General features: G+C 61.0%; 21 protein-coding genes. 14 read left to right on the top strand and 7 right to left on the bottom strand.

The annotated features are described in order from the left end of the window. Positions 1-9: 9 nt before the first annotated feature. Both mtaB and dapF read right to left on the bottom strand, forming a co-directional pair. A complete protein-coding gene (gene mtaB, locus AF71_RS22270; RefSeq protein ID WP_113469724.1) occupies positions 10-1,284 on the bottom strand; it encodes a tRNA (N(6)-L-threonylcarbamoyladenosine(37)-C(2))-methylthiotransferase MtaB in 1,275 nt (424 codons plus the stop codon). Further along, on the bottom strand, positions 1,281-2,186 hold the full coding sequence (gene dapF, locus AF71_RS22275) for a diaminopimelate epimerase (protein ID WP_018855818.1): 906 nt from the start codon (positions 2,184-2,186) through the stop codon (positions 1,281-1,283). Before dapF ends, mtaB begins: the two co-directional genes overlap by 4 nt. Before the next feature lie 206 nt (positions 2,187-2,392). On the opposite strand from dapF, the gene AF71_RS22280 reads away from it, so the two are divergent. Next, positions 2,393-4,345, top strand: coding sequence for an elongation factor G (locus tag AF71_RS22280; protein WP_018855819.1), 1,953 nt, complete (start codon positions 2,393-2,395; stop codon positions 4,343-4,345). Here the strand turns inward: AF71_RS22280 and AF71_RS22285 are convergent, their stop codons facing one another. After that, entirely contained in the window at positions 4,346-5,350 is a 1,005-nt protein-coding gene (locus AF71_RS22285; RefSeq protein WP_113469723.1) for an MBL fold metallo-hydrolase, read from the bottom strand. 303 nt (positions 5,351-5,653) lie between these two features. Between AF71_RS22285 and ffh the strand changes: the two genes are divergently transcribed. From ffh to trmD, 5 genes are all read left to right on the top strand, one after another. Further along, a complete protein-coding gene (gene ffh, locus AF71_RS22290) occupies positions 5,654-7,222 on the top strand; it encodes a signal recognition particle protein (protein ID WP_018855821.1) in 1,569 nt (522 codons plus the stop codon). Positions 7,223-7,238: 16 nt separating this feature from the next. Further along, positions 7,239-7,559: a chorismate mutase gene (locus AF71_RS22295; protein WP_016556656.1), complete on the top strand. Its 321-nt coding sequence runs from the start codon at positions 7,239-7,241 to the stop codon at positions 7,557-7,559. Between the two features lie 49 nt (positions 7,560-7,608). Next, positions 7,609-7,977: a 30S ribosomal protein S16 gene (gene rpsP, locus AF71_RS22300; protein WP_018855822.1), complete on the top strand. Its 369-nt coding sequence runs from the start codon at positions 7,609-7,611 to the stop codon at positions 7,975-7,977. 117 nt (positions 7,978-8,094) lie between these two features. After that, positions 8,095-8,664 carry a ribosome maturation factor RimM gene (gene rimM / locus AF71_RS22305; RefSeq protein ID WP_018855823.1) on the top strand — a complete coding sequence of 190 codons (570 nt, stop codon included), beginning with the start codon at positions 8,095-8,097 and terminating at the stop codon, positions 8,662-8,664. An 8-nt stretch (positions 8,665-8,672) separates the two neighbouring features. Beyond that, positions 8,673-9,353, top strand: a complete 681-nt coding sequence (trmD, locus tag AF71_RS22310; protein WP_018855824.1) for a tRNA (guanosine(37)-N1)-methyltransferase TrmD — start codon at positions 8,673-8,675, stop codon at positions 9,351-9,353. Between the two features lie 39 nt (positions 9,354-9,392). Here the strand turns inward: trmD and AF71_RS22315 are convergent, their stop codons facing one another. Then, on the bottom strand, positions 9,393-10,250 hold the full coding sequence (locus AF71_RS22315; RefSeq protein ID WP_348644146.1) for a cytosine permease: 858 nt from the start codon (positions 10,248-10,250) through the stop codon (positions 9,393-9,395). Between the two features lie 227 nt (positions 10,251-10,477). Here AF71_RS22315 and rplS point away from each other — a divergent pair, with 227 nt between their 5' ends. From rplS to AF71_RS22345, 6 genes are all read left to right on the top strand, one after another. Further along, positions 10,478-11,014, top strand: coding sequence for a 50S ribosomal protein L19 (gene rplS, locus AF71_RS22320; protein WP_018855826.1), 537 nt, complete (start codon positions 10,478-10,480; stop codon positions 11,012-11,014). 201 nt (positions 11,015-11,215) lie between these two features. Then, a complete protein-coding gene (locus AF71_RS22325; RefSeq protein WP_169683145.1) occupies positions 11,216-12,085 on the top strand; it encodes an aldo/keto reductase family oxidoreductase in 870 nt (289 codons plus the stop codon). Positions 12,086-12,239: 154 nt separating this feature from the next. Further along, positions 12,240-13,037 (top strand): transporter substrate-binding domain-containing protein, encoded by a 798-nt coding sequence (locus tag AF71_RS22330; RefSeq protein ID WP_018855828.1) that lies wholly within the window; start codon positions 12,240-12,242, stop codon positions 13,035-13,037. A gap of 22 nt (positions 13,038-13,059) precedes the next feature. After that, positions 13,060-13,881: an amino acid ABC transporter permease gene (locus AF71_RS22335; protein ID WP_026371599.1), complete on the top strand. Its 822-nt coding sequence runs from the start codon at positions 13,060-13,062 to the stop codon at positions 13,879-13,881. 245 nt (positions 13,882-14,126) lie between these two features. Then, the gene (leuC, locus tag AF71_RS22340; protein WP_018855831.1) at positions 14,127-15,536 is read left to right on the top strand and encodes a 3-isopropylmalate dehydratase large subunit; all 1,410 of its coding nucleotides are present in this window, start codon (positions 14,127-14,129) and stop codon (positions 15,534-15,536) included. Positions 15,537-15,647: 111 nt separating this feature from the next. Beyond that, the gene (locus tag AF71_RS22345) at positions 15,648-16,184 is read left to right on the top strand and encodes a histidine phosphatase family protein (RefSeq protein WP_018855832.1); all 537 of its coding nucleotides are present in this window, start codon (positions 15,648-15,650) and stop codon (positions 16,182-16,184) included. A 56-nt stretch (positions 16,185-16,240) separates the two neighbouring features. Here the strand turns inward: AF71_RS22345 and AF71_RS22350 are convergent, their stop codons facing one another. Further along, entirely contained in the window at positions 16,241-17,071 is an 831-nt protein-coding gene (locus AF71_RS22350; protein WP_169683148.1) for an aldo/keto reductase, read from the bottom strand. A gap of 138 nt (positions 17,072-17,209) precedes the next feature. Further along, positions 17,210-17,731, bottom strand: a complete 522-nt coding sequence (locus AF71_RS22355; RefSeq protein ID WP_340651761.1) for a L,D-transpeptidase — start codon at positions 17,729-17,731, stop codon at positions 17,210-17,212. Positions 17,732-17,901: 170 nt separating this feature from the next. Here AF71_RS22355 and AF71_RS22360 point away from each other — a divergent pair, with 170 nt between their 5' ends. Beyond that, complete coding sequence (locus AF71_RS22360) at positions 17,902-18,585, top strand: response regulator transcription factor (protein ID WP_018855834.1); 684 nt, start codon at positions 17,902-17,904, stop codon at positions 18,583-18,585. A 1-nt stretch (position 18,586) separates the two neighbouring features. After that, positions 18,587-19,042: a cyclic nucleotide-binding domain-containing protein gene (locus AF71_RS22365; protein WP_018855835.1), complete on the top strand. Its 456-nt coding sequence runs from the start codon at positions 18,587-18,589 to the stop codon at positions 19,040-19,042. A 4-nt stretch (positions 19,043-19,046) separates the two neighbouring features. On the opposite strand, the gene AF71_RS22370 is transcribed toward AF71_RS22365, so the two are convergent. Then, on the bottom strand, positions 19,047-19,850 hold the full coding sequence (locus tag AF71_RS22370; RefSeq protein WP_018855836.1) for an exodeoxyribonuclease III: 804 nt from the start codon (positions 19,848-19,850) through the stop codon (positions 19,047-19,049). Positions 19,851-19,948: the final 98 nt, after the last annotated feature.

The following is a 19,948-nucleotide window of genomic DNA, read 5'->3' on the forward strand; positions in this document are numbered from 1 at the left end:
TCCGTAAACTCAGGCCGCGTCGGCGGCCGTCAATTGCATGTCGAGGTGTTTGCCGTTGTGTCCGGTGATGACAGCCTGCACGAAGCTTCGGGGCGCAAGTCCCGCCGCTGCGACAAGCGTGAAGTTCTCGGTATGCGCCAAACCGTTGTTTTCCACCAGCAGCCATTGCTGCGTTCCGACCATTCCGTCGAGATGGGACTGATGCAGGCGATGTCCAGTGGCGCGCAGTCGCGCTGCCCGCTCCTTGACCAGCGCGCGATCGAGCTGCGGCATGCGCGCGGCAGGTGTCCCCGGCCGCGGGCTGTAAGGGAACACGTGGAGATGAGCGATATTGGCCTCTTCCGCCAGCCGCACCGCATTGGCGAACATTTCTTCGCTCTCGGTTGGAAAGCCGGCGATCATGTCCGCGCCGAAGCTCATCTGCGGCCGCAGACGGCGCACGTCGTTGACGAAAGCTAGGGCATCCGCGCTCGAATGGCGACGCTTCATCCGCTTCAGGATCATGTCGTCGCCATGCTGCAGCGAAAGGTGGAGATGCGGCATGAACCGCACTTCGTCGGCAATGAGGTCCAACAGATGCTTGTCCGCTTCGATGCTGTCGATCGACGAAAGCCGCAGGCGGCGAATATCCGGCACCTGCTTCAACAGCGTCTTGGCAAGCAGCCCGAGCGTCGGCTCACCGGGCAGGTCAGCGCCATAGCTGGTCGCATCGACCCCGGTCAGCACGATCTCCCGGTAGCCGGTTTCGACGAGCTTTCGCGCCTGGTCGACGACCGCCCCCATCGGCACGGAGCGCGAATTGCCGCGGCCATAGGGAATGATGCAGAAGGTGCAGCGGTGGTCGCAGCCGTTCTGGACCTGGATGAAAGCCCGCACATGACCATCGATATGCTTGACCATCTGCGGCGCCGTCTGGCGCACGCTCATAATGTCGTTGACGCGCAGCTTCTCTTCCGCCGAAACGCCGAAATCCGGCAGGGAGCGATAGGAAGCGCTCTTCAGTTTCTCCTCGTTGCCGAGGACAGCATCGACCTCGGCCATATCGGCGAAGGTTTCTTTTTCCGTCTGGGCCGCGCAGCCAGTGACGATGATGCGGGCGTGAGGATTGTCGCGCCGCGCACGTCGGATCGCCTGGCGTGCCTGACGCACAGCTTCGCCGGTAACCGCACAGGTATTGACGAGGATGGCATTATTGAGCCCGGCCTTCTCGGCCTCCGCCCGCATCACTTCGGATTCGTAGGTATTGAGACGACAGCCGAAGGTGATGACCTCGACGCCGCTCACCGCGCTTCGGCTCCCGGCGCCGCATCGCGCGACCACGCACCCGTCGACGGATCGAGCGTGCCCGACCATTCCCATTCAGCCGGGCCCGTCATGATGACGTGAGCATCGCGTTCGCGCCATTCGATCGTCAGAACGCCCTGATTGGGGCTGCTTGCAACCTTCACCGCGACTTCGCGCCCTGTCCGACCGGTGCGGGCGGCGGAAACGGCCGTCGCACAAGCGGCCGAACCGCAGGCGAGCGTCAGTCCTGCGCCCCGTTCCCAGGTGCGCGTCGTGATCGAGTTCGGAGAAGTCACCTGCGCCAGCGTGATATTGGCGCGCTCCGGAAACATCGGATGGTTTTCGAGAAGCGGCCCGAAGCGGCCGAGATCGAACGACATCGGATCACGGTCAACCCAGAAGATCGCATGCGGATTGCCCATGGAAGCGACCGAGGGCGAATGCAGCACGGGATTGTCGATCGGCCCGATTTGCAGCTCGATGCGGCTGGTATCGTGGAATTCTTCCGCAAGCGGGATCTTGTCCCAGTCGAAGACCGGCTTGCCCATATCGACGGAGATCGTCCCGTCTTCATGCTCGGTGGCATTGAGGATGCCGGCCACCGTCTGGAATGTGAAAACCTTCTTGCCGGTTTCCGAAGCAAGCGCCTGCACAACGCAGCGCGTGCCGTTGCCACAGGCCTGCGCCTTCGAGCCGTCGGAGTTCAGAATATCGATCCAGGCATCTGTGCCAGCTGCCTTTGGATCATGGATCGCCATGATCTGGTCGAACTGTGTGTCGTCAGCGGCATTCAGCGCGATTGCCGCCGCAGGCGCTACCTTGTCTGTGCGGCCGCGCATGTCGACGACCAGGATCTTGTTGCCAAGCCCGTTCATCTTCGCGAATTCGACCGTTGCGCTCATAGTGTCATGTCCGCCTCTGTTTGGGCTGTATATGGCGGAAATGCGGGGGAATTACCAGTGGCTTGACTGGCGGTGGATGAGCCACACATTGCCAGAGAGCAAATGCCGTGACCTCATATTTAAGAATGAGTGCAGATATCTAGCGCTTTTCGCCGCTTCGGGGCATTCTTGCTCTGGGATGGTGCTTTTGGCAGGGAGGATCGCCGATGCGCTGCGTCACCGTACTTGGGCCCTCGCAGACGGGAAAAACGACACTCGTCGCAAAGCTGGCCTCGCTCGAGGGAACGCCCAGAAAGTCAGCCTCTCCATATGGATCAAGCCTGACGGAATTTGACTTCAAGGACGAAGCGTGGTGTGCGATCGACACTCCCGGGGCAAATGAGGCACTGGCCCTGGCGCAGGATGCCCTGCTCGTCAGCGACGCCTGTATCCTCTGCATATCGCCGACGCCTGATGAAGCCGTGCTGGCAGCACCCTATCTGCGCGCCATCGAGGCCTCCGGCACGCCCTGCCTGATTTTCATCAACAGGATGGACGAGCCGCGCGGCCGGTTGCGCGATGTCATTGCCGCACTTCAGACCTATTCCAACCATCCGCTTGTCCTGCGGCAAGTACCCATCCGCGAAGGCGACCGGATCGTCGGCAGCTGCGACCTGATTTCCGAACGCGCCTGGCGCTATCGGGAAGGTCAGCCGTCCGCGCTGATCGAGCTGCCGCAGGATGCCGTCGAGCGGGAGCACGAGGCGCGGGCCGAAATGCTGGAACAGCTCTCGGAGTTCGATGACTGGCTTCTCGAGGAGCTCATCGAAGACCGGGAGCCGGCAAGCGATACGCTGTTTACGATCTCTTCGCGAATTCTCAAGGAGAACCGGGTTATCCCCGTGCTGTTCGGCTCAGCCTCGCACAGCAACGGCATCATGCGCCTGATGAAGGCCCTTCGCCACGAAGCGCCGCCGGCAACGGCACTGCGGTCGAGGCTCGCAGGAAGTGTGGAAGAAGCGGCCCTTTCTGCCGTGAGTTTCCACGCCTACCACAAGGCTAATGTCGGCAAGACGGTGCTGGTGCGGGCGCTCGCCGACGGCTTGAAGCAGGGCGCTCCCTTGGGCGGCGCCACGCTGGGTCCGCTGCAGGAGGCCGGCAACGGAAAGCCAATCAGTGGCAGCGTGGAGGCTGGCAGCGTCTTTGCCGCACTCAAATCCGACCATCTGCCAGCGACTGCCCTGCTGACGCAGACAGCCAGCGTCGAGCCGCCCGATTGGACGACACCGCCGACACCGATGCTGGAAAGAATTCTCGTTCCCGGCAGCGAACGGGACGAAACCAAGCTTTCCGCGACGCTGGCGAAACTGGCGGAAACCGATCGCGGCTTGAAGGTGATGCAGGAGGAAGGCACAGGCGCGGCGCTGATCTGCGCCCAGGGGCCGGTCCATCTGCGTGATCTCCGCAAAACACTGTCGGAGGTCTTCCGCGTCGAAGTTTCCGAACGCGCACCAAACCCCGTATACCGAGAAACCATTTCCAAACCTTCGGATGTGCGCTACCGGCACCGCAAGCAAACGGGCGGCGCCGGACAGTTCGCAGACGTGCAACTCAGCGTCAGGCCGAACGAGCGCGGCCAGGGCTTCACCTTCGGCGAAAGCGTCAAGGGCGGGACCGTGCCCCGAAACTACATCCCAGCTGTTGAAGCCGGCGCCCGCGAAGCCATGGAGAAAGGTCCGCTCGGCTTCCAGGTCGTCGATGTCGACGTCGTGCTGACCGACGGTCAGTATCACTCGGTCGACAGCTCCGATTTCGCCTTCCGGACCGCTGGGAAAATGGGCGTCAAGCAAGCGCTTTCACAAGCTTCCGCCGTTCTCATGCAGCCTGTGGTGCGGGTGGAGATCCATATCCCCTCGGTCTATTCCGGCGGAATGGTGACGCTCGTCTCCTCGCTCAAGGGACAGGTGCTCGGCTTCGACCGGGACGAGAACGCGAAGGGCTGGGATATATTTCGAGCGCTCGTGCCTGGCGGCGTGCTTGATGAATTGGCCCGGTCGCTCAGATCGGCAACGCAGGGCATCGGCCACTTCTCCAAGACCTTCGATCATTTCGAAGAACTCTACGGCAAGGAGGCCGACACCATCATCAATGCGCATGGTGCCGGAGCCCACGCGCATTGATCATGCCGCTGGCACGTCGAATACCTCGCCGGCTCTAAGCGGCCTGAACCGCTCCTGCGGTATTTCGCGCTCGGCCAAGGCTGCCTTTAGCGCCTTGACCGGCGTCTCGATTGCCTCGTCGGTCAGCTGGAACGTCGCAAAGTGATGGCCGGCCACATAGGCAGCATTGGCAAGCTCCATTCCCATCACCGCTTCATCAGGATTCTGATGTTGGCCCTTCATGAACCAGCGCGGTTCATAGGCTCCGAAAGGCAGGACGGCGAGGCGAAAGGCACCATGCTTCTGCTGGGCAGCCCTGTAGTTGACGCCCCCATGAAAGCCCGTATCCCCGACATGGTAGATCTTCCCGGCTGGCGTTGACAGGACGAAGGCGGCCCAGAGCGCCATGCGACGATCCCCGGTGCCGCGTGCCGACCAATGATGCACCGGCTCGGCATCGATGCGGATGCCGGCAAGCGGGATGCGCTCGCCCCAATCCATCGCCGTCACCTGCATGGTGGGAACGGCGCGACGAATGATCGTATCGTTGCCAAGCGGCGTTACGACATGCGGCCGATGCCTCGCCTGCAGCCGCCTGAGCGTCGCGACATCGAGATGATCGTAGTGGTTATGCGAAACGAGAACGAGGTCGATCGGCGGCAGGTCGTCGAACGCGATACCGGGTGCCACGACGCGCTTCGGTCCGGCGAAGGCGAAGGGGCTGGCCCGATCGGACCATACGGGATCTGTCAGGATATTGAGCCCCGCGACCTGCACCAGCATCGTCGCGTGGCCGACCATGGTTACCCGCAGATCGTCGCCATCAACGCGCGCATCCGGCTTGGCCGGTACGAAGGGGCTCGGAACCGACTTCGGCCAGCGATCGCGGTTGCCGCCAAACTGCCATCGCATCAGATCTCGAAAACCGAGAGGCTCGATACCATCCGGATTGAAGAAATGCGTGCCGTCGAAGTGATCGGAGACAGGCCCTTGATAGTAGGGATTGCGTCTTTTGGCCGTAGGCATACAAAGCGATTCCGTTGCAGGGAAAGCAGATCTGGGATCGGGCGCGCGCTTTTGAAAGGTCGAAACGCCGTCTTTTCTCGGCGTTCCCTTGACTCGCGGTCCGTTTTCCTGTTTACCGCCGCTCAATCTGCGACGAGCTTCAAGACTCGAGCCACCGACCGGGACCCGTAGAGGTATAAAGAGATCCCGGAGGTCCACACCCGACAGCGCGATGCGCCCTCGGGTGCTTTTTGGCTATGCGTCTTGTTTTCGTCAAGGAAAAGCACAAGGTTTCCGTCTTCAGGAAATCACAAGGAAGAGCCGATGTTTGAGAACCTCCAGGACCGTCTTGGATCCATTCTGAATGGACTGACAGGCCGTGGCGCGCTTTCGGAAAGCGATGTTTCCGCAGCGCTGCGCGAGGTTCGCCGCGCGCTTCTGGAGGCTGACGTGGCGCTCGATGTCGTGCGCTCCTTTACCGATCGCGTCCGCGAAAAGGCCGTCGGCGCCGAGATCCTGAAGTCGATCAAGCCCGGCCAGATGGTCGTCAAGATCGTCCATGACGAGCTGATCGAGATGCTCGGCGGCGAAGGCGTCGGCGTCGACCTGCATGCGGCCGCCCCCGTCGTCATCATGATGGTCGGTCTGCAGGGCTCCGGTAAGACGACGACGACCGCGAAGATCGCCAAACGGCTCACCGACCGCGAGAAGAAGAAGGTGCTGATAGCGTCGCTTGATACGCGACGTCCGGCCGCCCAGGAGCAGCTGCGCCAGCTTGGTGTCCAGACTGGTGTCGACACGCTGCCCGTTATTGCCGGCCAGTCGCCGACCGATATCGCCGCGCGCGCCGTGCAAGCAGCCCGGCTCGGTGGCCATGACGTCGTCATCCTCGACACCGCCGGCCGCACGCATATCGACGAGCCCTTGATGGTCGAAATGGCCGACATCAAGAAGAAGTCGAATCCGCATGAAATCCTGCTGGTCGCGGACTCGCTGACCGGTCAGGACGCCGTCAACCTGGCGCGCAACTTCGACGAGCGCGTCGGCATCACCGGCCTCGTGCTCACCCGCATGGACGGCGATGGCCGTGGCGGTGCAGCACTTTCGATGCGCGCGGTGACAGGCAAGCCGATCAAGCTCATCGGTGTCGGCGAGCGTATGGGCGAACTCGAAGAGTTCCATCCCCGCCGTATTGCTGACCGCATCCTCGGCATGGGCGATATCGTTTCGCTCGTCGAGCGCGCCGCTGAAAACATCGACGCCGAGAAGGCGGCTGCCATGGCCGCCAAGATGGCCAAGGGCAAGTTCGATCTCAACGACCTCGCCGACCAGCTGCGCCAGATGCAGAAGATGGGTGGCATGGGCGGCATCATGAGCATGATGCCCGGCATGGCTGGGATGAAGGACAAGATGGCCTCGGCCGGTCTGAACGACAGCCTGTTCGGCCGTCAGCTCGCCATCATCGGCTCGATGACCAAGGCCGAGCGCGCCAACCCCGATATTCTCAAGCACTCTCGCAAGAAGCGCATCGCCGCCGGCTCTGGCACCGATGCCGCCGACATCAACAAGCTTCTGAAGATGCATCGCCAGATGGCGGACATGATGAAGATGATGGGCGGCAAGGGTAAGGGCGGCCTGATGAAGCAGATGATGGGTGGCCTTGCCGGCAAGATGGGCCTTGGTGGCCTTGGCGGTGGCATGCCCGATCTTTCGAATATCGACCCCAAGCAGCTCGAAGCGCTCCAGAAGCAAGCTGAAGCTGCCGGTCTAGGAAAGCCGGGCGGCGGGCTGCCCGGCCTCGGCGGTGGCGGTTTGCCGGGTCTGGGCGGCGCCAAGCTGCCGGGTCTCGGCGGTGGTTTCCCAGGCCTTCCCGGCCTGCCCAAGAAGAAGTGAAGGGGTCGCGTAGACAATGATTGATCCTGAAATCAAAGCCCAACTTTCGAACTATCGCCAGTCGATCGACAACATCGACGCCGCGCTGGTCCATATCCTGGCCGAACGCTTCCGCTGCACCAAAGAGGTCGGCGTTCTCAAGGCCAAGTACAAGTTGCCGCCGGCCGATCCGGCGCGCGAAGAATACCAGATCGAACGTCTCCGCCATCTGGCGAAGGATGCCAATCTGGATCCGGATTTCGCCGAGAAGTTCCTGAACTTCATCATCAAGGAAGTCATCCGGCATCATGAGCAGATCGCTGCAGACCACGCCGAAAACGGCGCCGCAGCAAAATGAACCATACCGCCGGATCAGGCGGTCCAGAAAAGTCCAAGGAGTAAAGAAAATGGCACTGAAAATTCGTCTCGCACGCGGTGGTTCCAAGAAGCGCCCGTACTACCACATCGTTCTCGCCGACGCCCGTTCGCCGCGCGATGGCCGCTTCCTCGAGAACCTCGGTTCCTGGAACCCGATGCTCGCCAAGGACAACGGCGCTCGCATCACGCTGAACAACGACCGCATCAAGCACTGGCTCGATCAGGGCGCACAGCCGACCGATCGCGTTCTGCGCTTCCTCAACGAAGCCGGCCTCGCAAAGCGCGATGCCAAGAACAACCCGGAAAAGGCAAAGCCGGGCAAGAAGGCTCAGGAGCGCGCTGCTGAAAAGGCTCAGAAGGCCGCCGACGCTGCTGAAGCTGCTGCTTCCGCAGAATAATCGGGAACCTTCCCTTATCGAACGGGCGGCATGGCGACATGCCGCCCGTTTTCGTTTCCATTCCGCTGCACTTCGTTTAAGAGAAGCCCAGATTTGCGGCTTCATGTGAAGGACGTCATGCCAAAGCTTGAAAATCCGGTTCTGATGGCAACGATCGGTGGCGCCCAAGGCCTGCGCGGCGAAGTACGCGCTAAGGCCTATACCGCCGATCCGACCGCGCTCGGCGACTACGGCAACCTGCACAGCCTTGATGGCCGCACCTTCGAGATTCTCGATATCCGGGAAATGAAGAACGTCGTCGTCGTCCGATTCCGCGGCATCAACGACCGCAATGCCGCCGAGGCGCTGAACGGACTGGAGCTCTACATCGAGCGCGACAACCTGCCGGACGAGGAGCTGGAAGAAGACGAATTCTTCTACGCCGATCTCGAGGGTCTGGAAGCGCTCGACGACCAGGGCGTCAGCTATGGCACCGTGACCGGCGTTTTCGACTTCGGCGCCGGCGATCTGCTGGAGCTCAAGGGTCCCGGCAAGCGCCCGGTATTGATCCCCTTCTCTGAAGCCTCGGTTCTCGACATCGACCTTGAAAGCGGCAGGATCACCATCGATCCGCTCGCCGCTGGCCTCGTCGATAGTGAGGATGACGCACCGAACTTCACGCCCGACAAGCCGAAAAAGAAGAAGTGAGGCCGTCGATGGCGTTTCGCGCGACCGTGCTGACCCTCTATCCGGAAATGTTTCCGGGCCATCTCGGCTACTCCCTCGCCGGGAAGGCGATGGAGCGTGGCCAATGGTCGCTCGATACCCTGCAGATCCGCGACTTTGCCACCGACAAACACCGCACCGTCGATGATACGCCCGCTGGCGGCGGCGCCGGCATGGTGCTCAAGCCCGACGTTCTCGCCCGCGCCATCGACAGCGCCTCCGAGAACGACAGCCGCCCCCGGCTGCTGATGAGCCCGCGCGGAAAACCGCTGACGCAGGAACGCGTACGCGAGCTTGCTTCCGGCGATGGCGTCATCATCGTTTGCGGTCGCTTTGAGGGTGTCGATCAGCGCGTCATCGATGCGCGCGAGCTGGAAGAGGTCTCGATCGGCGACTACGTGCTGTCGGGCGGCGAACCGGCTGCACTCACCATACTGGATGCGATCGTCCGCATCCTGCCTGGCGTCATGGGCAATGATCTTTCCGGACTGCATGAGAGCTTCGAAGGCGGCCTGCTGGAGCATCCGCACTACACCCGTCCCCAGGAATGGGAGGGCCGCGAGATTCCGCCGATCCTCACATCGGGCAATCACGGCGCGATCGAGAAATGGCGCCGCGAGCAGGCGTTGCAGCTGACCCGGGAACGACGCCCGGATCTGCTGGAAGAATAAAAAATGCCCGGCCGATGCCGGGCATTCGAGTTTTGGGTGTCAGTTGGTAGCGCCCACCGCAGAGCCGCGTGCGCTCGCGCGCAATGCGTAGTAGACATCACCGCCGATGCCGACGCCGAAGAACCAGCCATAGGTCCCCCACCATTCCGGCAAGATCGACGTGAACGTCGGCAGGATCGATGAGAATAGCGAGCCGACCACGAAGGCGATGAAGGCATTCGTGTGCCAGCCATTCTGGAAGCGGAACTCGCCATACTCCTGATAAAGATCCGCGACGTTCAGCTCACCCTTCCGGATCAGATAGTAGTCGACCATCATGATCCCGAAGATCGGGCCCATCGTCGAACCGATGAAGTTGACGAAGTGCGCGGCACCCGTTTCCCACGGCGCGAACGGATAGAGCACCAACGCAATCAGGGCGGCAATCCAACCGCCCCGCTTAAAGCTGATCTGGCGGGGGAAGACATTCGAGAAATCGAAGGCCGGCGAGACGAAGTTGGCGACCACGTTGATGCCGAGCGTTGCAACGGCGAAGGTCAGCGCCGCAAGCAATGCCAAGAACCAGTTGTCGAACTTCGCGGAGATCGCCTCCGGATGCAGCAGTACTTCGCCGTAGACGGTGAATGCCGCCGTCGTTGTGACACCCGCGACGAGGCAGAAGGCGAGCAGGTTGATCGGCAGGCCCCAGAGATTGCCCTTGCGCAAGGTCTTGGTGTCCTTCGTATAGCGCGAGAAATCGCAGAAATTCAGGTAGAGAGCCGCAAAGTAGGGGATCCATGTCGCGGCAACCGCGGCAAGAGCCGCAAACGAGCCTGGCTCGCCGGCGATGCTGCTCCCCTGTTGTGCATTTGACAAATATTTAATCAAATGAGTCACAGGCTTGATATCGTGCAGCACTGGCAAAAGCCCAGTTTGGCGGTCGGCGCTGCGAAATTTCCGGGCCAAAGGGGTGACAAAGCCTGCGCAATACGGTATGCGCACGCCCGGAATGGGAAAACTCCCATCAACCACGTAAAGAAAAACAGACGAATTCGCTCCTGCCCTCACCGGCAAATATCTGCGGCTCGACCAAGGATAGATCGTTCAGAGCGCTCTGGCTGTTGAACCAACAAAGAGGTTGAGTCATGAATATCATTCAGCAGCTTGAGGCCGAACAGGTCGCCAAGATCGAAGCCCAGCGCACGCTTCCGGAATTCTCCCCGGGCGACACCGTTCGCGTCAACGTCCGCGTCAAGGAAGGCAACCGTACCCGCGTACAGGCCTACGAAGGCGTTTGCATCGCTCGCTCCGGCGGCGGCCTGCAGGAGAACTTCACGGTTCGCAAAATCTCCTACGGCGAAGGCGTCGAGCGCGTATTCCCGGTCTGCTCCCCTGCTATCGAAAGCGTAGAAGTCGTTCGCCGTGGTAAGGTCCGTCGCGCGAAGCTCTACTACCTGCGCGATCGTCGCGGCAAGTCGGCTCGTATCGTCGAGAACACCGGCACCCGCGCTCGCAAGCTCAACGACGCCGAGCGTCAGGCAGTTGCCGAGGAAAAGGCGCGCCTGGAAGCCGAAAAGGTTGCAGCAGCTCAGGCGCTCGCAGCCGAAAAGGCAGCACAGGAAGCTGCAGAAGCCAAGGCAGCAGCAGAAGCTGCCGCAGCGGCTGAACCGGCAGCAGAATAAGTTTCAATCCTTCGAGATTGTGGGAAGGCGACCTTCGGGTCGCCTTTTTTGTTGCTCGCTAGCGCGCCACTGGCGGGTCGGATCGCGTCAGCCGCGCCCACCGCCATTGTCCGAAATTCCAAACAGCCCGTGCGGAATGCATGCCGTTATCGCAAGAGCCGGTCTGACCTATTTCTGCCCTGTCTTTAAACGGAGCAGATCATGTCCAATCTCGAAAAATCGGGCACATTCACACTCGGCGACAGCACGGTGGCGCGGCTTGGCTACGGGGCCATGCAACTTGCTGGCAAGGGCGTCTTCGGACCCCCGAAGGATCGCGCCGAGGCAATCGCTGTGTTGCGCGAAGCAGTCGAAAGCGGCGTCAACCACATCGACACCAGCGACTTCTACGGCCCGCACATCACCAACCAGATCATCAGGGAGGCGCTGCATCCTTATCGGGATAATCTTGTGATCGTCACGAAGATCGGAGCAACGCGTGGGCCAGACGCGTCGTGGAACCCGGCCTTCTCGAAAGAAGCGCTGACGCGGGCAATTCACGACAACCTCAAGAATCTGGGCCTCGAGGTGATCGATGTGGTCAATCTGCGAGCCATATTTGATGTCCATGGCCCGGCGGAGGGATCTCTGGAAGAACCCCTCACCGTCCTCGCCGATCTTCAGCGCCAGGGCCTTGTCAGACACGTTGGCCTCTCCAACGTCACCACCAAGCAAGTCGCGGATGGCAGAAAGATCACCGAAATCGTTTGCGTTCAAAACCAGTACAATCTTGTGCATCGCGGGGATGATCCGCTGATCGACCAGCTCGCGACGGAAGGAACAGCCTATGTGCCTTTCTTTCCGCTCGGGGGCTTCTCGCCATTGCAATCGTCCACGCTGTCGGATGTCGCTGCGGAGCTTGACGCAACACCGATGCAGGTTGCTCTTGCGTGGCTTCTGCAGCGCGCGCCGAATATCTTGCTCATACCCGGCACCTCGTCACGTCTCCACCTCAGGGAGAACCTCGCGGTCGCCGATATCACCTTGCCCACCGGAGCCATTGAGAAACTGGATGGTATCGCGTCTCGCTGACGACATTTGCGATCTGTCCCGCAAAAATCTTCGCATGGAAGGGCGGTCTTTGGACCGCCTTTTCTGATTTTGAACGGCGACATACGGCAATTCTCTTGCCATCCGCTTCGCAACTATGACAGGTTTCGCGAGCTATATTTCGGGGAGATATTTAATGCCGTTCCGTCGCACTGTCCTTGCAGGACTGACCGCCCTCGTCCTGTCGCCGCTGGCCGCCTTCGCCGCCGACCTTCCCGACCTCAAGGGCAAGTCGGTCGTCGTCGTCACCGAGAACGCCTATCCGCCGTTACAGTTCGTCGATCCGAAGTCGGGCAAGGCGATCGGCTGGGAATATGATGCGATGAACGAGATCGCCAAGCGGCTGAATTTCAAGGTCGAGTACCAGAACACCAGCTGGGACGCGATGATCCAGGCGGTCTCCGACAACCAGTACAACATCGGCATGACCGGTATCACCATCAAGGATGATCGCAAGGCCAAGGTCGATTTTTCCGATCCCTACATGCGTTCGCAGCAGTTCATGCTGGTGCGCGGCGATGAAAGCCGCTTCACCGACGCAAAGACCTTCGGCGCCTTCAATGAAGGCCTCGTCGGCGCGCAGCCGGGCACGTCGCCTTTCTACACCGCCGTCTACGAAATCCTTGACGGCAACGAGCAAAACCCGCGCGTCAAGCTCTTCGAAACCTTCGGCGCCACCGTCCAGGCGCTCAAGGCCGGCGACGTCGACGTGGTGCTGACCGACAGCGTCGCTGCCAAGGGCTATGTCGACGCCTCGAACGGCGGCCTGAAGGTCATTGGCGGCCCGCTCGGCACGGAGGATTTCGGTTTCATCTTCCCGAAGGGCTCCGATCTCGTCGCCGCGGTCAATGCCGCAATCGCAAGCCTGAAGGCCGACGGCACCTTCGACGCGCTGAACAAGAAGTGGTTCCTCGACTACAAGATGGGCGAATGATCCCGTCTTCGGTTAACGCGTGATGGCTCCGCAGCCAGCCCCTGGCGGGCATGTGAAGGGCGACTACCCCTGGTGGCTGGTCGCCCTTGTCGCGATCGGAATCGTCCTTGCCGTCGTCATCATCGCCAACGACATCTATGCGCAGGTCTTCCGCACTGTCTTCAATGGCGTCGGCGTTACCATCTTCGTGACGCTGGTGGGCTTTGCGCTGGCGACCCTTCTCGGCCTCGGCGTCGCGTTGCTCGGATTGTCCGACAGTGTCGCGCTCCGCCAGATCTCGCGTTTTTACATCGAGGTGATCCGCGGCGTGCCGATGCTGGTGCTGCTCTTCTATGTCGCCTTCGTCGGCGCCCCCGGCATCGTCGCCGCCTACAACTTCCTGACCAGTCCGCTGATCCAGGCAGGCTTTAGCGAACCAGTGATGGTGCGCGACTTCTCGCTGATGTGGCGAGCGATCATCGCCCTTATGATCGGCTACTCCTCTTTCATCGCCGAAGTCTTCCGCGCCGGCATTCAGTCCGTCGACCACGGCCAGATCGAGGCGGCCAAGGCGCTCGGCCTGTCGCGCTATCACCGCTTCCGCTTCGTCGTCTTTCCGCAGGCGATCAAGGTGATCTTCCCGCCCCTGTCGAACGATTTCGTAGCGATGGTCAAGGACTCGTCGCTGGTGTCGGTGCTCGGTGTCTCCGACATCACGCAGATGGGCAAGATCTATGCCTCCGGCTCCTTTCGCTTCTTTGAAACCTATTCGATCGTCACCTATATCTACCTCATCCTGACGATCGGTTTGTCGCTTGCCCTGAGGCAGGTGGAGAAACGGATGCGCGGGAAAGACCGGCGCTAGCGGCCGAATGATTCGAATTGCCGCCGTCGCGAAAAATTGGTATGTGACAGCGCATGGAATCCAAGTTCAGTTGCATTGGGGCGCATATTTTCGTGCTGCAGGATCACTACCGCCTGCCGGCACGTTTCTTTGCGGCCGTTTCCGGTGCACTCAACAGCCGACTTCGTTGATCGAATGACGGCCCGGCGGGCCTCACCGCCACCAACTCCATTTTTCCATACGCATCCAAGAACGGACCTACCGCCATGAGCGCACCGCGTACCCTTTACGACAAGATCTGGGACGACCACCTGGTCGATCAGCAGGACGACGGCACCTGTCTTCTCTACATCGACCGCCACCTGGTCCACGAAGTCACCTCGCCGCAGGCCTTCGAAGGCCTGCGCATGACTGGCCGCAAGGTTCGCGCGCCGGAAAAGACGCTGGCTGTGGTCGACCACAACGTCCCGACGTCACCTGATCGCCATCTCGGCATCAAGAACGAAGAGAGCCGTATCCAGGTCGAGCAACTCGCCATCAACGCCGCCGAATTCAATGTCGAGTACTACTCGGAAAACGACAAGCGCCAGGGCATCGTCCACATCATCGGACCGGAACAGGGCTTCACCCTGCCCGGCATGACGATTGTCTGCGGCGACAGCCACACCTCGACGCATGGCGCCTTCGGCTCGCTCGCCCATGGCATCGGCACGTCTGAGGTCGAGCACGTGCTCGCCACCCAGACGCTGATCCAGAAGAAGGCGAAGAACATGCTGGTGCAGGTCGACGGCGTACTGCCGGCTGGCGTCACCGCCAAGGATATCGTTCTCGCCATCATCGGTGAAATCGGCACCGCCGGCGGCACCGGCTACGTCATCGAATACGCCGGCGAAGCCATTCGCGCGCTGTCGATGGAAGGCCGCATGACGATCTGCAACATGTCGATCGAAGGCGGCGCCCGCGCCGGCCTGATCGCGCCCGATGAGACCACCTTCGAGTACATCAAGGGCAAGCCGCGCGCGCCGAAGGGCGAGGCGCTGGAACAGGCAATCGCTTACTGGAAGACCCTGAAGTCGGACGAAGGCGCGCATTTCGACCGCGTCGTGAAGCTCAACGCCGCCGAACTGCCGCCAATCGTATCCTGGGGCTCTTCGCCGGAGGACGTCATTTCCGTTCAGGGCGTCGTTCCGAACCCTGATGAAATCCCCGAAGAGACGAAGCGCGCTTCCAAGTGGCGTGCGCTTGATTACATGGGCCTGAAGCCCGGCACCCCGATCACCGAGATCAACATCGACCGCGTCTTCATCGGCTCCTGCACGAACGGCCGCATCGAAGACCTGCGCGCTGTTGCCAAGGTCGTCGAGGGCAAGACCGTTGCCTCGACCGTCAACGCCATGATCGTTCCGGGCTCCGGCCTCGTGAAGGAGCAAGCGGAGAAGGAAGGCCTCGACAAGATCTTCAAGGCGGCCGGCTTTGACTGGCGCGAGCCCGGCTGCTCCATGTGCCTCGCCATGAACGACGACCGCCTGAAGCCCGGCGAACGTTGCGCCTCGACCTCGAACCGCAACTTCGAAGGCCGCCAGGGCTTCAAGGGTCGTACGCACCTGGTGTCTCCAGCGATGGCCGCCGCAGCGGCGATCGCCGGCCACTTCGTCGATATCCGCGAGTGGAACTAAGCATAAGGGCCTCCCCTTCGGAAACGAGGGGGAGGCTATCTCAGCAGACACCGGACGTATTCGGTGCGACAATCGCCGCGTTCGACCCCCTGGCTCCTTTCAGGTGAGCATATGAGCGCCGCAAATCCCTCCACCAAACGACGCCTGCTTCTTCTTCGTCACGCCAAATCCGCATGGCCGGAGGACGTGGCCGACCACGACCGCCCGCTGGCCGGCCGTGGAGAAAAGACAGCGCCATTGATGGGCCGCTACCTCGCGCGTGAAAAGCTTATTCCCGATCTCGTGCTTGTATCGTCCGCGCGCCGCACGCAGCAGACCTGGAAACTCGTCGCCAAAAAGCTGCCGCCCTCGATCGCAAAGCAGGATTCGGAGGACTTGTACGAAGCCTCTGCGGCGAAGATCGCTGCCGTCGTGCAGTCGATCGATCCATCGGTCCGGACCCTCATGCTGATCGGACACAATCCCGGTTTTCAGGATCTTGCGGATGGCCTGATCGGTGCAGGCGACCCGGAGGCATGTGTTGGCATCAGGGAGAAATTCCCGACAGCCGCACTTGCCGTCATCGAGTTCGATGTGGATCGCTGGAAAGGGCTAAAGCCAAAGAGCGGCACGCTGGAGCGGTTCGTCACGCCGCGTTCGCTCGCCTGAGTGAAAACTGCGTCTCCCTCCTCCCCGCATAAAGAGGAGGGAGCGCAAAGTTCAGATCAGAAATTGGCCGTGTACGGATCCGGCCCCATGCGGGCGCTCTTGTCGTCAAGCTTGGCAATCGCCGCCATGTCGGCAGCATCCAGCTTGAAATCGAAGACCTTGAAATTCTCCTCAATGCGCGACGGCGTCACCGACTTCGGAATGACGACGAGACCGCTGTCGATGTGCCAACGGATGATGACCTGCGCGGGTGTCTTTCCGTGCTTCCTGGCGATCTCGCCAATCGTCGCATCGGCGATCAACTTGCCCTGACCGAGCGGGCTCCAGGATTCGGTGGCAATGTTCAGCTTCTTGTGCGCTTCCTGCGCCGCCCGCTGCTGGAAATCCGGATGCAGCTCGATCTGGTTGATGACAGGGACGACACCTGTATCGCCGATGATCTGTTCGAGATGGTCGGGATAGAAGTTGGAAACGCCGATCGAACGAGCGCGGCCCTCTTCCCGGATCTTCACGAAGGCCTTCCAGGTTTCGCGATAGAGCCCACGCTGCGGCGACGGCCAGTGGATGAGGTAGAGATCGACATAATCAGTACCGAGCTTCCTCAGGCTGCCTTCGAAGGCGCGCATGGTCGCGTCGTAGCCCTGGTCGGTGTTGCGGAGCTTGGTGGTGACGAAAATGTCCTTGCGATCGAGGCCGGACGAGCGGATGCCCTCGCCGACGCCTTCCTCGTTGTCGTAGCCGGACGCCGTGTCGATGTGGCGATAGCCGGCGGCAATGGCCGTGCGCACCGTCGGTGCCGCAATCTCCTGGGGCGTCTGCCACACGCCGAGACCGACCTGGGGAATGGAATGTCCGTCATGGAAAGTGATGATGGGTTGCTGTGCCACAATATGTCTCCGTAATTTTGAAGAATTGGACGGGGCATGATTGAATCCGCTTCTTGCGGATTTCCCTGCGCGCATTTCAGCCGTGCGCCGGTCGAAAGGGCATATAGGTAAGCGGGACTGGTTTATCACCCCCGAGCGTCAAAGAACACGAACGACATTGCCTCTGCGCATGAAGGGCAGAAGACGCTGCATATCGCGCGGATGAACGGCGACGCAGCCGGCGGTCGGCTCGTAACCCGGCCTGATCAGATGGAAGAAAATCGCGGAGCCCCGATTGCGCGCCCGAGCCGTGACGTTCCAGTCGAGCACGAGGCAGATGTCGTAGAGGCCGTCCTTGCGCTTCATCTCCTCATGGCTGCGGCCGAAGGGCGCCCGGACCAGGCGATTGTAATTGGCGTCGTCCGGCTGGTCGCACCAGAGCATATCCTCACGGATGCGGCGAATTGCAAGCGGCGTCTCCAGATGTGTGGGCCGGTCGCCACGGCGGAAGCCGGAAAGCAGCTTCATCGAGGCGATTGGGGTGGCGCCATCTCCCTCGCGCTTGAGAACCGTTCGGCCTGAACGACCGATCGCTGCAGGCACCCTGAGGGCGCCGAACTGGATCAAAGCCCTGCTTTTTTTGCCGGGCGCAGGACGAACGAGGAGGGTCGTCGACTTTATCCGCGTCGGACGCCTTGTTTTCTCCATTTTTCTCACATGTGTTTGCGATTGCTAGGATTGTGATTGAAATCACATAGCATCGTATACGACAACAGCTCGGTCGCCCGATCTTTGCCAATGCCGGAAAATTGGCGTAGGAGTGAGGGACCGTAGGCGAGGGAAAGAGCCGCATGACCGCACGCACCATTCTCTTGGTGGATGATGATGACGACCTCCGCGAGACACTCACGGAGCAGCTTTCGCTCTATGACGAATTCACGGTCCTCCAGGAAACGACAGCGGCCAAGGGTGTCGAGCGCGCGCGATCAACGCCGATCGACCTGTTGATCATGGATGTGGGCCTGCCTGACATGGACGGCCGCGAAGCCGTGAAGCTGCTGCGCAAGGGCGGCTTGAAAGCCCCGATCATCATGCTGACCGGCCATGACACGGACTCGGATACGATCCTGGGCTTGGAGGCTGGCGCTAACGACTACATCGCGAAGCCCTTCCGCTTTGCCGTCCTGCTTGCCCGCATCCGCGTGCAGCTCCGGCAGCACGAGCAGAGCGAGGACGCCACCTTCAATGTCGGCCCCTATGTCTTCAAGCCGAGCCAGAAGCTCCTGACGATGGACAGCGGGCAGAAGATCCGTCTGACCGAAAAGGAAGCCGCGATCATTCGCTACCTCTATCGCGCGGAGCAAAAGGTCGTCACCCGTGACGTGCTGCTGGAAGAGGTGTGGGGTTACAATTCGGGGGTGACGACACACACCCTGGAAACCCACGTTTACCGTCTCCGCCAGAAGATCGAACGCGATCCCTCCAACGCCGAGATTCTGGTAACGGAAAACGGCGGCTACAAGATCATACCGTAGCATGGCCCTAAACGACGACATCAGGCTACTGTCGCAGCTGCCGCTGTTCCACGGCATGTCCGAGGATCAGCTGCGTCTGATCGCCTTTGGTGCGGATCGCCGCGTCATGTCGGCCGGCCAGATGCTCTTCCGCGAGGGCTCGCCGGCAGAAAGCGCCTATGTGATCCTCAGCGGCAATGTCGAACTCAGCCGCACCGGTCGCGACGGTCAGCCCGAGATCCAGAACACCGTCGGACCCGGCACGCTTCTATCCGAACTTGCCCTGATCACCTTGGTCGAGCGCAAGTTTACGGCCGTTGCAACGGAAGACACGAGCATCATCCGCATCACGCGCTCACTCTTCCATCGGTTGATCGAGGAGTATCCGGATGCAGCCCGGTTGATCGAGAGCCGTATCCGCGACAATATTGCCGAGCTTGCGGCCAGAGCCGCGGCCCAGCTTCACCGCTTTATCTGACAGATCAGAGATTGAAGTGCGCCGTGACAGGCACGTGGTCGGACGGCCGCTCCCAGCCGCGCGCTTCCTTCAGGATGTCGATGCGCTGCAGGTGTGGCCCAAGATCCTTTGAGCTCCAGATGTGGTCAAGGCGGCGGCCGCGATCGGCCGCTTCCCAGTCCTTGGCGCGATAGCTCCACCAGGTATAGAGCTTTTCGTTCTCAGGCACGTGCTGCCGCATAAGGTCGAGCCAGGCGCCGCGCTGCATCACCTGGAGAAGGCCTTCCGTCTCCACGGGCGTGTGGCTGACGATCTTCAGCAACTGCTTGTGGGACCAGACGTCCTGCTCAAGCGGAGCGATGTTGAGGTCGCCGACAAGGATTGAGGATGTATTCGCCTCGCCATTTGCCTTGAGCTGCTTCATTTCCTCGATGAAATCGAGCTTGTGGCCGAACTTCGGATTGATCTCCCGATCCGGTTCGTCGCCTCCGGCCGGCACGTAGAAGTTATGCAGGCGAATGCGCCGGCTACCGCGCTCGAAGATGGCCGAGATGTGCCGCGCGTCACCGACGTTGCAATAGTCCTGCCGGTGGTCCTCGACCAATGGAACGCGCGATGCAATCGCAACGCCATGATAGCCCTTCTGGCCGTGGATGATGATGTGTTCGTAGCCCATCGCGCGCAACGGCGAGGCAGGAAACAAGTCGTTCGGAACCTTCGTTTCCTGGAAGCAAAGGATGTCCGGCTTATGTTTGAGGACGAATTGCTCGACGATCGGCATGCGCAGCCGCAGAGAGTTGATATTCCACGTCGTAACCGAGAAGCTCATTCCATCTTTGCCTTTCAAAACCGGACGAACTGGCTTTAGAGCAAAGGCTTTGCCGATGGAACGGATACGCGCAAAGAAAAACGCCCCGCGAGATCGCG

This window comes from Rhizobium sp. 57MFTsu3.2 (assembly GCF_012932765.1).
Lineage (GTDB): Bacteria > Pseudomonadota > Alphaproteobacteria > Rhizobiales > Rhizobiaceae > Rhizobium > Rhizobium altiplani.

Excerpts from the sequence above, each read along its gene's own strand:
- dapF (WP_018855818.1), bottom strand. The coding sequence starts at position 2,186 with ATGAGCGCAACGGTCGAATTCGCGAAGATGAACGGGCTTGGCAACAAG.
- AF71_RS22280 (WP_018855819.1), top strand. The coding sequence starts at position 2,393 with ATGCGCTGCGTCACCGTACTTGGGCCCTCGCAGACGGGAAAAACGACA.
- AF71_RS22285 (WP_113469723.1), bottom strand. The coding sequence starts at position 5,350 with ATGCCTACGGCCAAAAGACGCAATCCCTACTATCAAGGGCCTGTCTCC.
- ffh (WP_018855821.1), top strand. The coding sequence starts at position 5,654 with ATGTTTGAGAACCTCCAGGACCGTCTTGGATCCATTCTGAATGGACTG.
- AF71_RS22295 (WP_016556656.1), top strand. The coding sequence starts at position 7,239 with ATGATTGATCCTGAAATCAAAGCCCAACTTTCGAACTATCGCCAGTCG.
- rpsP (WP_018855822.1), top strand. The coding sequence starts at position 7,609 with ATGGCACTGAAAATTCGTCTCGCACGCGGTGGTTCCAAGAAGCGCCCG.
- rimM (WP_018855823.1), top strand. The coding sequence starts at position 8,095 with ATGCCAAAGCTTGAAAATCCGGTTCTGATGGCAACGATCGGTGGCGCC.
- trmD (WP_018855824.1), top strand. The coding sequence starts at position 8,673 with ATGGCGTTTCGCGCGACCGTGCTGACCCTCTATCCGGAAATGTTTCCG.
- rplS (WP_018855826.1), top strand. The coding sequence starts at position 10,478 with ATGAATATCATTCAGCAGCTTGAGGCCGAACAGGTCGCCAAGATCGAA.
- AF71_RS22325 (WP_169683145.1), top strand. The coding sequence starts at position 11,216 with ATGTCCAATCTCGAAAAATCGGGCACATTCACACTCGGCGACAGCACG.
- AF71_RS22330 (WP_018855828.1), top strand. The coding sequence starts at position 12,240 with ATGCCGTTCCGTCGCACTGTCCTTGCAGGACTGACCGCCCTCGTCCTG.
- AF71_RS22335 (WP_026371599.1), top strand. The coding sequence starts at position 13,060 with ATGGCTCCGCAGCCAGCCCCTGGCGGGCATGTGAAGGGCGACTACCCC.
- leuC (WP_018855831.1), top strand. The coding sequence starts at position 14,127 with ATGAGCGCACCGCGTACCCTTTACGACAAGATCTGGGACGACCACCTG.
- AF71_RS22345 (WP_018855832.1), top strand. The coding sequence starts at position 15,648 with ATGAGCGCCGCAAATCCCTCCACCAAACGACGCCTGCTTCTTCTTCGT.
- AF71_RS22360 (WP_018855834.1), top strand. The coding sequence starts at position 17,902 with ATGACCGCACGCACCATTCTCTTGGTGGATGATGATGACGACCTCCGC.
- AF71_RS22365 (WP_018855835.1), top strand. The coding sequence starts at position 18,587 with ATGGCCCTAAACGACGACATCAGGCTACTGTCGCAGCTGCCGCTGTTC.
- AF71_RS22370 (WP_018855836.1), bottom strand. The coding sequence starts at position 19,850 with ATGAGCTTCTCGGTTACGACGTGGAATATCAACTCTCTGCGGCTGCGC.